General features: G+C 69.5%; 14 protein-coding genes and 2 pseudogenes. 13 read left to right on the forward strand and 3 right to left on the reverse strand.

Annotation, left to right across the window (positions count from 1 at the left end):
- Positions 1 to 238: 238 nt before the first annotated feature.
- On the forward strand, positions 239 to 682 hold the full coding sequence (locus IE269_RS38040) for a hypothetical protein (protein WP_189827892.1): 444 nt from the start codon (positions 239 to 241) through the stop codon (positions 680 to 682).
- Positions 683 to 803: 121 nt separating this feature from the next.
- Positions 804 to 1,463, forward strand: coding sequence for a class F sortase (locus IE269_RS38045; RefSeq protein WP_229898467.1), 660 nt, complete (start codon positions 804 to 806; stop codon positions 1,461 to 1,463).
- A 181-nt stretch (positions 1,464 to 1,644) separates the two neighbouring features.
- Here the strand turns inward: IE269_RS38045 and pflB are convergent, their stop codons facing one another.
- Positions 1,645 to 3,900: a formate C-acetyltransferase gene (gene pflB, locus IE269_RS38050; protein WP_189827893.1), complete on the reverse strand. Its 2,256-nt coding sequence runs from the start codon at positions 3,898 to 3,900 to the stop codon at positions 1,645 to 1,647.
- A 293-nt stretch (positions 3,901 to 4,193) separates the two neighbouring features.
- Between pflB and IE269_RS38055 the strand changes: the two genes are divergently transcribed.
- The 6 genes from IE269_RS38055 (at position 4,194) to IE269_RS38080 (ending at position 8,482) form a co-directional block, all read left to right on the forward strand.
- Positions 4,194 to 4,499, forward strand: coding sequence for a hypothetical protein (locus IE269_RS38055; RefSeq protein WP_189827894.1), 306 nt, complete (start codon positions 4,194 to 4,196; stop codon positions 4,497 to 4,499).
- Positions 4,496 to 4,744: a hypothetical protein gene (locus IE269_RS38060; protein WP_189827895.1), complete on the forward strand. Its 249-nt coding sequence runs from the start codon at positions 4,496 to 4,498 to the stop codon at positions 4,742 to 4,744. Before IE269_RS38055 ends, IE269_RS38060 begins: the two co-directional genes overlap by 4 nt.
- Positions 4,745 to 5,115: 371 nt before the next feature.
- Entirely contained in the window at positions 5,116 to 5,526 is a 411-nt protein-coding gene (locus IE269_RS38065; protein WP_189827896.1) for a hypothetical protein, read from the forward strand.
- Positions 5,527 to 5,617: 91 nt separating this feature from the next.
- Positions 5,618 to 6,553, forward strand: coding sequence for a helix-turn-helix domain-containing protein (locus tag IE269_RS38070; protein ID WP_189827897.1), 936 nt, complete (start codon positions 5,618 to 5,620; stop codon positions 6,551 to 6,553).
- 249 nt (positions 6,554 to 6,802) lie between these two features.
- Positions 6,803 to 7,546 carry an esterase/lipase family protein gene (locus tag IE269_RS38075; RefSeq protein WP_229898468.1) on the forward strand — a complete coding sequence of 248 codons (744 nt, stop codon included), beginning with the start codon at positions 6,803 to 6,805 and terminating at the stop codon, positions 7,544 to 7,546.
- 495 nt (positions 7,547 to 8,041) lie between these two features.
- Entirely contained in the window at positions 8,042 to 8,482 is a 441-nt protein-coding gene (locus tag IE269_RS38080; RefSeq protein WP_189827898.1) for a hypothetical protein, read from the forward strand.
- A gap of 42 nt (positions 8,483 to 8,524) precedes the next feature.
- On the opposite strand, the pseudogene IE269_RS38085 reads toward IE269_RS38080, so the two are convergent.
- A pseudogene (locus IE269_RS38085) lies at positions 8,525 to 8,859 on the reverse strand (YnfA family protein).
- A gap of 307 nt (positions 8,860 to 9,166) precedes the next feature.
- Here IE269_RS38085 and IE269_RS38090 point away from each other — a divergent pair.
- The 4 genes from IE269_RS38090 (at position 9,167) to IE269_RS38105 (ending at position 13,747) form a co-directional block, all read left to right on the forward strand.
- Positions 9,167 to 10,852: an acetolactate synthase large subunit gene (locus tag IE269_RS38090; protein ID WP_189827899.1), complete on the forward strand. Its 1,686-nt coding sequence runs from the start codon at positions 9,167 to 9,169 to the stop codon at positions 10,850 to 10,852.
- Between the two features lie 155 nt (positions 10,853 to 11,007).
- Entirely contained in the window at positions 11,008 to 12,522 is a 1,515-nt protein-coding gene (locus IE269_RS38095; protein ID WP_189827900.1) for an FMN-binding glutamate synthase family protein, read from the forward strand.
- Between the two features lie 60 nt (positions 12,523 to 12,582).
- Complete coding sequence (locus IE269_RS38100; protein ID WP_229898469.1) at positions 12,583 to 13,053, forward strand: methyltransferase domain-containing protein; 471 nt, start codon at positions 12,583 to 12,585, stop codon at positions 13,051 to 13,053.
- 487 nt (positions 13,054 to 13,540) lie between these two features.
- Positions 13,541 to 13,747 carry a hypothetical protein gene (locus IE269_RS38105; protein WP_189827901.1) on the forward strand — a complete coding sequence of 69 codons (207 nt, stop codon included), beginning with the start codon at positions 13,541 to 13,543 and terminating at the stop codon, positions 13,745 to 13,747.
- A 326-nt stretch (positions 13,748 to 14,073) separates the two neighbouring features.
- Here IE269_RS38105 and IE269_RS38110 read toward each other — a convergent pair.
- Positions 14,074 to 14,412 (reverse strand): annotated as a pseudogene (locus tag IE269_RS38110) (transposase); the annotation flags it as partial.
- Here IE269_RS38110 and IE269_RS38115 point away from each other — a divergent pair.
- Positions 14,390 to 14,698 carry a hypothetical protein gene (locus tag IE269_RS38115; RefSeq protein WP_189827902.1) on the forward strand — a complete coding sequence of 103 codons (309 nt, stop codon included), beginning with the start codon at positions 14,390 to 14,392 and terminating at the stop codon, positions 14,696 to 14,698. The pseudogene IE269_RS38110 and the gene IE269_RS38115 overlap by 23 nt on opposite strands.
- Positions 14,699 to 14,888: the final 190 nt, after the last annotated feature.

Genomic DNA, 14,888 nt, shown 5'->3' on the forward strand with positions numbered 1-14,888 from the left:
ATCACCGGCAGTCTCCGCCGGCAGGGGTGGCGCACGATCAGAGCAATGGGGTGCGCCTCACATCGTGGGCGCTCGGGACACCGCTGACCTGTGTTGCTGGCGCCGACGACCTCCCCGATCGGGGCATTTCAACCGGATGCGGGCCTGCGGGAAGCCCGGAGAGCGGTTTACGTCGTGAGCACAGCGGTTCACCGGTGGCGCATGGTGTGCCGTCGCCGCTGTTTCTGGAGGACTCCTGATGCGTTCGCTGAAGATAGCCGCCGGCACCGCCCTCGCCACCACCGCTCTGCTGTTCGCCGCCCCGACGGCCTCGGCGGCCGACACCCAGTGCGACCCGGCCACCGCGGCCGCCATGGAAGCGGAGTCCGCGTACAAGGCAGCCGTCTCCGACTACCAGAAGCAGATCGACGCCGGCGGGCACCCGGGCAAGGCCGAGCAGGACAACGTCGACCAGCTCAAGCAGAAGGCCGACTCCACCGCCTCCGAGGCACAGCGGATCTGCGGCGACACCACGATGGACCCGTCGAAGAAGCAGACCCACCCCCGTGGCGCCATGCACACCGGCGTCGGCGGCACCAGCGAAAGCGACAACACCCAGACCGTCCTCGGCATCGGCGCGGCCGGTGTGCTGGCGGCCTGTGTCCTGGTGGCGGGCCGACGCCGCGGCGACGACCGCGGCTGACCTTCTCCTCGGCAGAGAACCGCCAGTGGCCGGGTCCCGCGCCCCCACCTGCCCGGGCCCGGCCACCCGGCTCTCTCCCTCCGCATTCGACGGGCTCGCCGTGGACGAGAGGACTCACCCCATGCAGGACGCGCCCCGGGAATTCCGTGCACGCGTCAGCCGCGCCGCGCAGACCGTCACGGCGGTCCTCCTCCTGTGCTGGGCCATGCCGCTGCTGAGCGGAATCGAGCCCGCGGGCCCACCGCCGCAGCCCGGTGCCGCACAAGCCCTGCTCTCCCGCCCCGCGCAGGCCGACGACGCAACCAGTGCGCATCCGCCCCTGCCGCCCGCACCACCGACGCGGGTGATCATCCCCACGATCGCCGTGGACGCTCCGCTCATGGGCCTGGCCACGGACCAGGACGGACAACTGGCCGCGCCCCCGGACAGCGACCGCAATCTCGCGGGCTGGTACCAGGACGGCACGCCTCCCGGCAGCATCGGCACCGCGATCCTCGCCGGTCACGTCGACACCGCCACCGGCCCCGCCGCCTTCTACGCCCTGGGCGCCCTCCACAAGGGGGACACCATCCACATCCCGCGCACCGACGGCATCACCGGCATCTTCACCGTCGACGCGGTCGAGGTCCACCCGATCGACGACTTCCCCGACACCCAGGTCTACGGGCCCTCATCCACCCCGCAACTGCGCCTGATCACCTGCGGCGGCGGTTACGACAAGAAGGCACGCCGGTACCTGGGAAACGTCGTCGTCTACGCACACCTCACCCACCAGACGTGACAAGGCCCACCGGCTGTCCACCGGCCGGGACCAGCCGTCGCCGGGTGGCCGACGGCCCGGATGCGGACCCGCACGCGGCTGACGTGCCCGTGGACCGGGCACGGAGCCTGTCGTCCAGAAAGCAGAACGCACAACGGCCCCGCACCCGGTGCCCGGCGAGACGCGCCCGGCGGCCCGCGCCCTACAGGACGGTGTGGAAGGTGCGGTTGATGACGTCGAGCTGCTGCTCGCGGGTGAGGCGCACGAAGTTGACCGCGTAGCCGGAGACCCGGATGGTCAGCTGCGGGTAGTTCTCCGGGTGCTCCATGGCGTCTTCGAGCATCTTCTTGTCGAGCACGTTGACGTTCATGTGGAAGCCGCCCGTCTCCATGTAGCCGTCGAGGACGCCGGACAGGTTGGCGACGCGCTCCTGCGGAGTCCGGCCCAGAGCGTCGGGAGTGACGGTGTTGGTGAGCGAGATGCCGTCCTCGGCGTCGTCGTACGGGAGCTTCGCGACGGACATCGAGGAGGCGATGTAGCCGTGCCGGTCCCGGCCGTTCATCGGGTTGGCGCCGGGCGCGAAGGGCTCGCCCGCACGGCGGCCGTCGGGGGTGTTGCCGGTCTTCTTGCCGTAGACGACGTTCGAGGTGATCGTCAGGATCGACTGGGTGTGCACCGCGTCGCGGTAGGTGGGGTACCTGCGGAGCTTCTCCATGAAGTCGTGCACGATGCGCACCGCGATGTCGTCGGCGCGGTCGTCGTTGTTCCCGTAGGCCGGGTAGTCGCCCTCGATCTCGAAGTCGACGGCCAGGCCGCTCGCGTCGCGCACCGGGCGGACCTTGGCGTGCTTGATCGCCGAGAGCGAGTCGGCCGCGACGGACAGGCCCGCGGCGCCGAAGGCCATCGTGCGCAGGGGGTTGTAGTCGTGCAGGGCCATCTCGATGCGCTCGTAGGCGTACTTGTCGTGCATGTAGTGGATGACGTTCATCGCGTGCACGTAGGTCTTGGCGAGCCAGTCGAGCAGCGCGTCGTACTGGCGGGCCACCGTCTCGTAGTCGAGGACCTCGTCGGTGAGCGGCTCGAACCCCTCGGCGACCACCTGTCCGGTCTTCTCGTCGCGGCCGCCGTTGATCGCGTACAGCAGCGCCTTGGCGACGTTGACGCGGGCGCCGAAGAACTGCATCTGCTTGCCGGTCGCCGACGGTGACACACAGCACGCGATGGCCGTGTCGTCCCCGTACTTGGGGCGCATCAGTTCGTCGGACTCGAACTGCAGGGCGGAGGTGTCGATGGCCACCTGGGACGCGAAGTCCTTGAACCCCTGGGGAAGCCGCGGCGACCAGAAGACGGTGAGGTTCGGCTCGGGGGCGGGGCCCAGGTTGTAGAGGGTCTGCAGGTAGCGGAACGAGGAGCGGGTCACCAGCGGCCGGCCGTCCTCACCGATGCCGCCGATCGACTCCGTCACCCACGTCGGGTCGCCGGAGAAGCCCTGGTTGAAGTCCTCGGTGCGCAGGAAGCGCACGATGCGCAGCTTGATGACGAAGTCGTCGACGAACTCCTGCGCCTGTTCCTCGGTGATGAGGCCGGCGTCGATGTCCCGCTGGAGGTAGATGTCGACGAACGTGGAGGTGCGGCCCAGCGACATGGCCGCGCCGTTCTGCTCCTTCACGGCGGCCAGGTAGGCGAAGTAGGTCCATTGGATCGCCTCGCGGCCGGTGGCGGCGGGGCGGGAGACGTCGCAGCTGTAGGAGGCCGCCATCGTCTTCAGCTCGTTCAGCGCCTTGATCTGCTCGGAGATCTCCTCGCGGTCACGGATGACGGACTCCGTCGCCCACGCCTCGCCCAGCCGCGCCTTCTCCGCCTCCTTCGCCTCGATGAGGCGGTCCACGCCGTAGAGGGCGACGCGCCGGTAGTCGCCGATGATGCGGCCGCGGCCGTAGGCGTCGGGGAGGCCGGTGATGATGCCGGAGGTGCGGCAGGCGCGGATCTCGGGGGTGTAGGCGTCGAAGGTGCCCGCGTTGTGCGTCTTGCGCAGCCGGGTGTAGATCTCCTTGGTCCGGGGGTCGGGCTCGTACCCGTAGTCCCTCAGCGAGGACTCCACCATGCGCCAGCCGCCGTTGGGCATGATGGCGCGCTTCAGCGGGGCGTCGGTCTGCAGGCCGACGATCAGGTCGAGGTCCTGGTCGATGTATCCGGGGCCGAAGGCGTCGATGCGGGACGGTGTCGACACGTCCACGTCGAGGATGCCCCGGGCGATCTCCTGCGGGAACAGTGCCAGGAGTCTGTCCCAGACGGCCGTCGTGCGCGCGGTGGGGCCCGCGAGGAAGGAAGCGTCTCCCTCGTAGGGGGTGTAGTTGCACTGGATGAAGTCACGGACGTCGATCGCGTCCCGCCACAGGCCGCCCTTGAAACCGTCCCACGCCCGCTCACCGGCCGGCGCTTCAGCAATGGCTGTCATGGATGCTCACCTCTCCAAGGTTCCGTCCCCGCACCTTCAGTGGACACCCTTTGATCGCTCATCCAGGCGGGGCCAAAGTCCTGTTTCCAGGGCCCAACGAACCTTCGCGGAACACGTCAGCTGCCCGACGAGGAACGCCGAGATCATCCGTTCTCCCGCGACGGGGAGATCCTCCACACCGGCTGAGGCGTTCGTGGCCGAACGCGGGCCCGGCCGCCGGCCGCGATCCGCTGTGGACGACCCCTTGTTCCGGCTACGCTCGAGGGGACAGTGAGCGCGGGGAGGATGCCAGGGTGAGCAGCCAGGAGTGGACCATCGACGGGATCGCCCACGCCTTGGGCGTCCCCGACCAGCGCATGCAGTTCCTGCGGGACATCAACCTCACCCCTCTGCCCGACCTGCCCGCCGTCCTCGACCGGTGGGTGCGGCACGTGTCCGCGCTCGAAGCCGCGAAACCCGCCATTGAGAGCCTGCGGGCCGCAGCGGCGGTCGGCGAGGAGCTGCCTGCCGCGCTTCAGCACGACGACGACTCCGCCGGGGTCCTCGAAGGATGGCGGGACCAGGCCCGTGCGGCGAGGCAGGGGCGTGGCGCTGCGTGAGCTGGTCGTTCGTCTACAGCCCGCACACCGTCGATCAGCTCTCCGGGCTCCCGGAGGACGCCCGCCACGCCGCCCTCGACCTCTTCGACCGCCTGGAGGCCGACCCGTATGCGCACACCGTGCCGTACGGGGAGGACGACGGGCTCACCCGGCAGGCGTGGTTCGGGACCTGGGGCACTCTGGTGGTGCTGTGCAACCCGATCACCCGGCGGATCACCTTGCTGTCCGTGGTCTGGACGTCCTGACGGCGGACAGCGGGAGGGTCCCAAGGATCCGGCCGCGGTCCATGTCCGAGGGCGGGCCCGCGAGGGCGACGGTCACCCGATGCCTGGCCACCGGGCTGCGCACGGAAACTGTTGCGCAGCCCGCGCAGAGCTGAAGCCCCTGTACGTCCATCGGGGCGAATGCGGCAGGGCAATGCGCTAGCGACGCTTCGGCACGGACATGAGTAGAGGGCACAGCCCCGTTCGGGGCGGCATACAGAATCGAGACCCTCGTGCGCCTTTGTCGTTCAACTGCCCTTCGGAGCAAGCTGGTTCTCCTGGCGAGTGCTGCCACCCTCTGCGGCGCCACCGTTCTTCCGGCCGTTGCCGCGCCGCTGCCCGAGTCAGCAGCGGTGCCCGGTAACGAGGCCGCCGCTCCTGTCTCGTCCTTCCCCGACGAGGTGCGTGCCTCCGCGTTCCGGGAGTTCCGGGCGGAGTGGCTGGTCCTCGACGGACGGGTCGATGTCGCCGGATTCCTCAAGCCGGAGAGCCCTGTCGCAGCACCCGGTATCGCAGGCGTCACCGTATACGTGACGGTGCACTTCAGCGATGCCAGTACGCGGACCTGCACCTCGCGCACCGGTGCGGGAAACGGTGTCTTCGCGTGCGAAGTTCCCGTGACGGACGCCACGGACGCGCCCGTCCCCGTGCGCGCGACGGCAGTCTGGCCCGGATCGCGGGAGTTCTCCCGCGCCGCCGTGACGAAGGACGTGCAGACGGTCGTCCCGGACGCCGTCGAGGACGGTGGCGGCACCGCTGTGTAGAGGCCGCGCCGGACGAGGAGATGGGTCCTGGGGGTTTCCGTGGCCGGGGGCGCCTTGAGTCTCCAGCGGCTGGAGGGTCCAGGATCCCCCCATGGACGACGAACACCCTCATGCGCTCACCATCGGTCAACTCGCCGACCGCACCGGCCTGTCGGTGCGCACCTTGCGTTTCTGGTCGGACGAGGGGGCAGTGCCACCCGTGTCCCGCTCCGCGAGCGGATACCGGCTGTACGACGCCGGGTCCGTGGCCCGGGTCGAGCTGGTCCGCACCCTGCGGGAGCTGGGCCTCGGGCTCGACGATGTATGCCGCGTCGTGAGCGGCCGCACCACGGTCGCCGAGGTCGCCGACGCTCATGTGGCTGCGATCGACGCGCAGATCCGCGCCCTGAAGGTGAGCCGGGCCGTCCTGTCCACCGTGTCGAAGCGTGGTTCGACCGCTGAGGAGACAGCGATGATGAACCGGTTGGCACGGCTGTCGGCAGTCGAACGCACGCAGATCATCGACGAGTTCAAGGAGGAGGTGTTCGGCGGTCTCACCGTCGACCCGCAGCTGGGCGACCGCCTGCGCAACCTCAGCATCACCCTGCCCGACGATCCCACACCTGAGCAGGTCGACGCCTGGATCGAGCTCGCCGAGCTGGTACGGGACCCGGGATTTCGCACCCGCTTGCGCATCTGGATGGAGCTCAACACTCCCGTACCCGGTTGGAGTTGTCCCCCCGGAGCGTCCATCTGGTGGGCCAGACAGGTCGTGCGGACCGTCGCGGATGCCAGACGTCGCGGGCTCGCTCCCGAGGGGCCCGCGGCGGCCGAGGTGCTGTCCGAGCTGTTCGGTGACGCCGACCGGGCAGCCGTACTGCGTAGCCTGGAGGCCGGAATCGAGGCAGGAGCGGAGCGCTACCGCAGGCTCGTCGCCCGCCTGCGCGGGCAGAACGCGTTTCCCGACGCGACCGACGAACTGAGATGGCTGGCGCGAGCCCTGCACACCGCGGACCAGGCTGACGGGAACTCTCGGACCGGCGGGTAACAGGCACGGTCCGGCAGGTGCGACGAGAACGAGGGCGGCAGGTTCGGCGCGGAATTCGGCTCAGTGGTGTCGTGGCTCGACGGCAGCTGCCCGACCCGCGAGTCAGGGCCCTGTTCGCCGACTCCGCCTTCGCGGCCTGCCCCCGGTACAGACGGACGGCAAGGAGACGGCTCACGGGACTGGCAATCCGCGCCCGCAGGCCCCACCCTGCTTCCGACTACTCGTGCGTAACAGGTCCTAGGGGGAAGTGTGCTGAAGCTCGGTTCCGCGTTCGGCGGCAGGATCGGCGTTCCGCTGCTGGCCGTCCTGGTGTCCCTGCTCCTCTCCGCCGCCACCGTCCACGCGCAGACACCCACTCGGCGTACGGATTCCGCGCATGTCCCCATCGTCTTCGTGCACGGCTACAACGCCGATGCCGGCGTGTGGGGTGCCCTGCGCGAGGACCTCAAGGCGGACGGGTACACCGAGGGGGAGCTCTTCTCCTTCGGCTACGACACCCACCGGTCGGTCAACGAGGTCCTGTCCGGCGAACTCGCGGCGTACGTCGAGAGCGTCAAGCGGCGGACCGGAGCGGGCCGTGTCGATCTCGTGGCCCACTCCTTCGGCAGTCTCGTCACCCGCTGGTACACCAAGTTCGACCCCGCCGGTCAGTCGTCCGTGGCGCGTTGGATCTCCCTCGCCGGTCCCAACCACGGCACCTCCACCGCCTGGGCGTGCGCCCTGTGGGACCAGGCGTGCCGCGACATGACTCCCGGTTCGTACGTCCAGAAACGCCTCGCCGAGGGCGACGAAACACCCGGGGACGTCACGTACTCCACCTGGTGGTCGAACTGCGACGAGGTCATCAACCCCGACAACAGCGTCCCCTTGACCGGCGCCGTGAACCACCCCGCCGGTTGCCTCGACCACAACGAACTCCTCGGCGACGACACCGTCTCGCGGGAAGTCCGCTCCGTCCTGCACCGCTCAGGGGCGCTGCTCAAGCAGCGGTGACTGGCATCTCGCTTGTATGCGGAAGGTGTTGCGGGCCCATTCGTCGTGGGTGCAGACCCTTCACCGGACGCCCCTGATGACGGCATCCGGGCCACCAGGTGCCGCCTGTGGGCCGGCGGGCGGGCGGCAGATCGGCGAGGGCCGTGCAGGAAAGCGGTGCAGTTCAGGCGCAGTTGGGACCAGAGTTCCTCGCCGTTGCCCCGGTGCACCGCCCAGCGCAGGGACTCCGCTAGCGAGCGCCGGATGTAGTCCTCGGTCCGCCGCACCGCGATGTACTTCCACTCGCTGGACAACGCGTCGGCCCCGTCCACGGTGCGCGAGCCGTACGCGACGGTCTGGTAGAGCGGGAAGCGCCGGATGACGTGGACGCCGAGCGGGTTGACCAGGCCGTGTTCGTCGTCGGAGACCTCGACCGCAGGCCCGTACACACCGGCCAGGTAGGCGTCGGTTCCCGCCGGGGACTGCCAGACGCCGACCTGGCCGTCGGTCCTGGCGATGACGCCCGCGACAGCTCCCGACGGCGGGTGCGAGACGATCCTGCCCGGCTGGAGCGGGTCGTCGACCCTGATGTTCGGGAACCAGGCCCCGGCGTGGGACGACCGGATGCGCAGCGTGCTCGTCTTCCAGGCGACGGCCGTCCCGATGTCGACGACGTCGGGCGGCGGGTCGACGATGAGGAAGGCCAGCTTGGCGGCGCACACCCGGGCAGCCTCGTCGTACACCGCGTTCACGCCGGTGTGGTGCGCCGTCCTCGGGTCGGTGAACTTCGGCCGTACGAGGTCGGGCAGGCACAGCAGCTGGAAGAACGGGTCCGCACGCCCCAGGGCGGTGATGGCATCCTTGAAGGCCGTGGAGTCGGGTTGTCCCGAGGCGTTCCCCGCGCCGGCCTCTACGGTCCCTATGACCTGGCCGAACGTTCACGTCTACGTCGACTGATGCCTGGCCCAGGCCGCGAGGGCGAGAGGCCCCGAGCGCCGCTCAGTTGCCGCGCGGGGCATACATGAGGACGCCCATGCCGATGAGCAGATGACGGCGCTGGTAATGTCGTAGCGGTCGGGGCGGTAGCCGTTGGCGACCATGCCCCAGGCGATCGACCCGGCGACGAAAATTCCGCCGTACGCGGCGAGGATGCGCCCGAAATTTCCGTCCGCCTGGAGCGGAGCGACAAAGCCATACAGCCCGAGCGCGATGACGTCGGCGCAGATCCAGATCCAGCCCTTGTGTTCGCGGAGGCCCTGCCAGACCAGCCAAACCCCTGCGATCTCGAACAGCGCGGCGATGACGAACAGGGCGATGGAGCAAGCGACGAGCACGGCGGCAGGGCTTTTCTGGCGGGGGCGAGCCGGGGAAGCTGGTGACGGTGCCGGGCAGGCGGCCGGGCCGAAGAGGCCGGTGACCACCCCAGACCGTTCTCACTCAACCTGCAACACCCCAGTCCAGCCCCACACCCCATCTCCCACCAGGGCTTGTTCGTGGCGCCGAAGGCCCGGACGGCGCGTTCCGGGTCCAACTGAGCTTCTCGTAGCCCCGGTCCGCAGGCGTCCGGGCGGCCGGCCGGGGTAGACGGCTGACCGGGCCGCCCATCGGCGCGGCCAAAACTCAGGAGAGGACACGATCAGCGTGAGCAACGCCGAGCACCGGAAGCAGACACCCGACGGAGCGGCCGAACTCCTGGTTCGCTGCCTGGAGAACGAGGGCGTCGAGGTGGTGTTCGGCATACCCGGCGAGGAGAACATCCGTTTCACCAACGCCCTCGCCCGCTCGGAGAAGATCCGCTACATCCTCACCCGGCACGAGCAGGCCGCGTCTTTCATGGCGGAGATGCACGGCCGGCTCACCGGCTCGGCGGGTGTGATGTCCGCGACGCTGGGGCCCGGCGCGATCAACCTGATGCTGGGCGTCGCCGACGCCATGACGAACAGCACGCCCGTCGTCGCGATCACGGCGCAGGTCGGCAAGGAGCGCAACTACAAGGAGTCCCACCAGTTTGTGGACCTGGTGAGCATGTTCGCCCCGGTCACGAAGTGGTCGGCGGAGGTCCCGGCCACCCGGGCCATCCCCGAGATAGTGCGGCGCGCGTTCAAGACCGCGGAGTCCGAGCGGCCCGGCGCCGTCTACCTCGCCGTGCCCGAGGACGTCGACGAGGCGACGGACGGCTCGGACCTGCGCCCGCTGCGCAGGAACGTCGTGCAGCCCGAGGCGCCGTCCCCGAAGCAGATCAAGCGAGCGGCGGAGCTGCTGCGGGAGGCCCGCCGGCCGGTGATCCTCGCCGGACACGGCGCGGCGCGCGGCGGCGCCGAGGAGTCGCTGGCAGGGTTCGCCACCGCGCTCGACGTGTCGACGGCGACCACCTTCCACGGCAAGGGCGTCCTGCCCGACGACCACCCGTGCGCGACCGGCACGTTCGGATTCATGCGGCGCGACTACACCAACTTCGGGTTCGAGAAGGCCGACGTCGTCATCGCAGTCGGCTACGAGCTGCAGGAGTTCGACCCGTCCCGGATCAACCCGGACGGTGACAAGAAGATCATCCACATCCACCGCTTCCCGGCGGAGGTGGACGACAGCTACTCGGTCGACGTCGGCATCATCGGCGACATCTCCGCCTCCCTCGACGCCCTCGCCACCGAACTCGACGGCCTGCGCTGGACCATCGACGACGAGGACACCATGGCCACCCGCGCGCTGCTGGCCAAGGAACTCGAGCAGGGCGCCGCGGACGAGCGCTACCCGCTCGCCCCGCAGCGCGTCATCGCCGACACCCGCGCCGCGCTCGGTCGCGACGACATCGTGCTGGTCGACACCGGCGCGCTGAAGATGTGGATGGCCCGGCTCTACCCGACGTACGCGCCGAACACCTGCCTCATCTCCAACGGCTTGTCCACCATGGGCTTCTCGCTGCCCGGCGCGCTCGCGGTTCAGCTCGCCAGGCCGCAGACGAAGGTGCTGGCGGCGGTCGGCGACGGCTCGTTCCTCATGCACTCCCAGGAGATCGAGACGGCGGTCCGCGAGAACATTCCGCTGACCGTGCTGATCTGGGAGGACAACGGCTACGGGCTCATCAAGTGGAAGATGGACCTGGAGGTCGGGGAAAACTCCAACACCGACTTCGGCAACCCGGACATCGTCCAGTACGCCCGCAGCTTCGGCGCGAAGGGCTACCACATCGAGTCCGCCGGGGATCTGCTGCCGACGCTCCGTGAGGCGCTGGCGGACCCGGGTGTGTCGATCATCAACTGCCCGGTGGACTACGCCGAGAACATGAACCTCATCGAGCACCTCGGGCACCTCGACTCGGCGCTCTGACCCGCCCGCGGCGCGGCCCGACCCCGTACGGGCCGCCGCGCGGCGGCCTCCCGCGAGGGCGGTGCCCCCGGGTCTTCGGCATCGCGTGGTATTCCCGCGGCGCGGGGTAGATGCTCACCGTGAAGTTCGGCCGGTCGAGGAGAGGAACGTTTGTGATGCGTGCTCGGAGCATAGGTGCGGCAGCCGCCACGGGGTTGGCGCTAGTGGCCGCCCGCGACCTCGTGCAGAAGAAGCACGCGCTGCTGAGGAACTTCCCCCTGGTGGGACACGCCAGGTACGTGCTGGAGACGATCGGCCCCGAGCTACGGCAGTACATCGTGACGTCCAACGACGAGGAGCGTCCCTTCAGCCGTGACCAGCGCAGCTGGATCTACGCGTCGGCGAAGGGGGAGAACAACTACTTCGGGTTCGGCACCGACAACGACGTCGAGCACGAGCAGGGTCACGCATACGTGAAGCAGCGTACGTTCGCCGATGCGCTGCCCGATCTGAGCGACCCGCAAGCGGCGTTGCCCTCGGCCAAGGTGCTCGGCGGACCGCGCGGCCGCGCGAAGGCGTTCCGCCCGGCGAGCGTCATCAACCTTTCGGCGATGAGCTTCGGCTCGCTGTCCGGAGCGGCCGTCACGGCGCTCAACAAGGGCGCGGCGCTGGCCGGGACGATGCAGAACACCGGCGAGGGCGGCCTGTCGCCCTACCACCTGGGCGGCGCGGACCTTGTCCTCCAGATCGGTACGTCGTACTTCGGCTGCCGCAACGAGGACGGGACGTTCAACCTCGACAAGCTCAAGTCCATGGTCGCGGGCGCGCCCGTCAAGGCGATCGAGATCAAGCTCTCGCAGGGCGCGAAGCCGGGGCTCGGCGGCATGCTGCCCGGCGCGAAGGTGAGCGACGAGATTGCCCGGATCCGCGACATTCCCGCGGGCGAGGACTGCGCTTCGCCGTCGCGGCACACCGCGTTCCACGACGTGGACTCGATGCTCGACTTCGTGGAACTGCTGGCCAGGGAGACTGGATTGCCGGTCGGGATCAAGAGCGCCGTCGGCGAGATGGAATTCTGGGAGGAACTCGCCACGCTGATGGAGCGGGGTGAGCGAGGGGTCGACTTCGTGACCGTCGACGGTGGCGAGGGCGGCACCGGGGCGGCTCCCCTGATCTTCGCCGACTCGGTGTCCCTGCCGTTCCGCGTGGGCTTCTCCCGCGTCTACGGCGTGTTCGCCGAGCGGGGCCTGACCGACGGCATCACCTTCATCGGCTCCGGCAAGCTCGGCCTGCCCGAGAACGCCGTCGTCGCGTTCGCCCTCGGCGTCGACATGATCAACGTGGGCCGTGAGGCGATGCTGTCCATCGGCTGCATCCAGGCCCAGAAGTGCCACACCGACAAGTGCCCCACCGGTATCACCACCCAGAACCCGTGGCTGACGCGCGGCATCGACGCGCCCTCGAAGGGCATCCGGGCCGCAACGTACCTGCGCACCCTGCGCAGGGAGTTGCTGAGGGTCTCGGGCGCCGTCGGTGTCCCCCACCCGTCGCTCATCACCCCCAACGACATAGACATCCTGAACGGCGACTACGACGCCCGCACCCTGGGGAGTGTGTACGGCTACAAGGACGGCTGGGGCTCGCTCGGGCCGGAGCTCGCCCATGAGATCGCCGAACTGCTCACCGCCTGAGCCAGCTCCGGCGCCGCCCAACAGGCTGCACACCTGGCCGTCCCCTACCCGGCGGCCCAGGTGGATGCCGTCGACGCCTCCCCCGCCCAGGCCGTCACCTCGTTCGCCCGCCTCGCGCCGCGCCTGCACCTCGTCCACGCCGAGGTGACCGAGCACCTGACGTCCCAACCTGCCTCGTACGACGTCCTGTACAGCGTCGTCGGCGCCGTGGACTTCACCGACCCGCACCGTATGCTCCCCGCGGCCGCGACGGCACTCCGCCCCGGCGGCCGGCTCGTCTTCTCCGCCCTGGCCCACTACGTGGGCGGTGCGCCCGCCGAACTCCACGCGCTGCCCGCCGACCTTCCGGTCACAGACCCTGACGGATGCCCCGCCGCCGTCCTGCGCCGCTGGGTACTCCACCAGCAGGTCTGGAAGCGGCTCCCGGCCCTGGCCGGGCTGACCGCGATCAGTGCGGCCGTGCTCCCCGCCCTGAAGACCGGTACCAGGACGGCGAACACCCTGTTCCTCCAGGCGTTCCGCCCTGCCTGAGGAACGCGGTGCCGGCTCCTGCATGATCCGGGTGACCCCGGTGCCGAAGGGAGTGCTGGGCAGTGTGCCCGGGGTGGAGGGCTCTGGCGCACAGCGTTCCGTGACACGCGCCTGCCCCGGCCGGTCAGGCACGTTCTGTGCACACGTGCATGCTCGTGTGCCAACGTACGGACACGCACCACCTCGTTGTGACGATCCACGTCGGCGCGGTCTTGCTCAGGCTGGATTCTCGGCGAGAGCCCGTTCACCGAGCCGAACTGGTGGTGAAGTGGCTGCGCCCAGCCCGGGCGTCCTGTTGGTATGACCGAGCGCAGCCGCTCGATACGGAGGGGACCAGGGCCCGTCCTGGCTGCGGTAGGAGTTCGAGGAGCACGCCCCGGCTGTTTCGGCGCGTTCGTCCTCTGGACCGTTGGCTGTATCGGGGGCACGATCATGATGCCGTGTACGGCCGGGAACGGCATTCTTCTTCCCTGAGGGCGGTAGGGCGATGAAGCGGCAAGCAGCCTGGGTCCCACTGATCAACAAGGCACTTGAGGTCCGCTCGGGAGCGAGCGGGGAGCCGGAGGACATCTCCGTCCTGGAGGCGGAGGCCAGGCGGCTGGAGAAGAGCTACTTCCGTGTGGACGACCTGGTGAAGAGCTGCATGCACATGCATCCGGCGTCTCAACACTGGAGCGCATGCGGGCGTTCTTGAGCGTGGTCGGTAAGACGGGGCCGACGATCAGCATGGCGGAGTTCACGGGACATGAGCTTCGCCGAATGGCTCTACCGCTACCTCATCGGCGAAGACACGGCCGACCCCAACACCTGCGCCTTCTCTTCGGACCGGTACAGCTGCGCCGGCTTCCGATGAGTATTGGTGAACGGCCAGAGCCGTGGAGCGGGCCGGACCGCGGGATGTAACCCTGCCGCCACGGCAGTCGCAGGCGCCCACCAAGTTGCCTGGAGAGCCAATCGAGACGACCTCTAATCCGGGGTCAGCACATGACTCCTTCCTTCGTGCCTTTCCCACTTAACGTGTGCGACTTCGTGTCGCACCTTCAGGCGGTTGATGCACCGCTCGACGGTGTTGCGTTGCTCGTACGCCTCGCGGTCGGAGGCCGGTGGTCTGCCGCCGGCCGGTCCGCGCCGTCGGCGGTTGGCCTGCTGGTCGGCCCGTTCCGGGATCACCGCCCGGATGCCGCGTCTGCGCAGATGGTCGCGGATCTCGCGGGAGGAGTAGGCCTTGTCGGCCAGGATCATGTCCGGTCTGGTGCGCGGACGACCGCGCTGTCGGGGGACGCGCAGGCTGGCCATCACCTCAGTGAAGGCAGGTGCGTCGCCGGCCTGGCCGACGGTGGAAGGCACCAAGGGTACGCCGGCGGAGGAGGCGGGAGCGGCGTCACTGAAGGCCGCGCAGTCCTATGCAGACGCCGCCACGAAGTACGTCGACAGCAACCTCAAGGACTACAAGCCTTTCCTCGACGTGACCTTCAAGGCCAGGCAGGACGCGCGGGAGGCGGCTACCGGGGTCCGGACCAAGCTGCAGCCTGCCAAGGAGGCGGCCGCCGGAGTGGTCACGGCAGCGCAGAAGAAGCTCGACCAGACGCCCGGCGGGGTCAAGCAGGCACGCACCGCCCTCAAGACCTGCCTGGGCAAGAGGTAAAGCCAGCGACGCAGATCCCCCGCCCGCACCACACACCGTGGCCCCGGAGACCATCGCGGGGCGAGCGGGAGAAGGGCGTGCTGCTTCCCGCGGACACCGGCGGGCTGTCCGCAGCCCCGACCGTGTCCGCACAGGGCGGCGGCCGCCGTTCGGGCCGGCGGCCGCATGCCCTGCACGACGTGCCCCCCAG

It is taken from the genome of Streptomyces spiroverticillatus (genome assembly GCA_014650415.1).
Classification (GTDB): domain Bacteria; phylum Actinomycetota; class Actinomycetes; order Streptomycetales; family Streptomycetaceae; genus Streptomyces; species Streptomyces spiroverticillatus.

What these genes read in the sequence shown, in the direction of transcription:
- IE269_RS38045 (WP_229898467.1), top strand. Translation starts at nt 804, where the DNA reads ATGCAGGACGCGCCCCGGGAATTCCGTGCACGCGTCAGCCGCGCCGCG.
- IE269_RS38080 (WP_189827898.1), top strand. Translation starts at nt 8,042, where the DNA reads ATGACGCCCGCGACAGCTCCCGACGGCGGGTGCGAGACGATCCTGCCC.
- pflB (WP_189827893.1), bottom strand. Translation starts at nt 3,900, where the DNA reads ATGACAGCCATTGCTGAAGCGCCGGCCGGTGAGCGGGCGTGGGACGGT.
- IE269_RS38105 (WP_189827901.1), top strand. Translation starts at nt 13,541, where the DNA reads ATGAAGCGGCAAGCAGCCTGGGTCCCACTGATCAACAAGGCACTTGAG.
- IE269_RS38095 (WP_189827900.1), top strand. Translation starts at nt 11,008, where the DNA reads ATGCGTGCTCGGAGCATAGGTGCGGCAGCCGCCACGGGGTTGGCGCTA.
- IE269_RS38040 (WP_189827892.1), top strand. Translation starts at nt 239, where the DNA reads ATGCGTTCGCTGAAGATAGCCGCCGGCACCGCCCTCGCCACCACCGCT.
- IE269_RS38070 (WP_189827897.1), top strand. Translation starts at nt 5,618, where the DNA reads ATGGACGACGAACACCCTCATGCGCTCACCATCGGTCAACTCGCCGAC.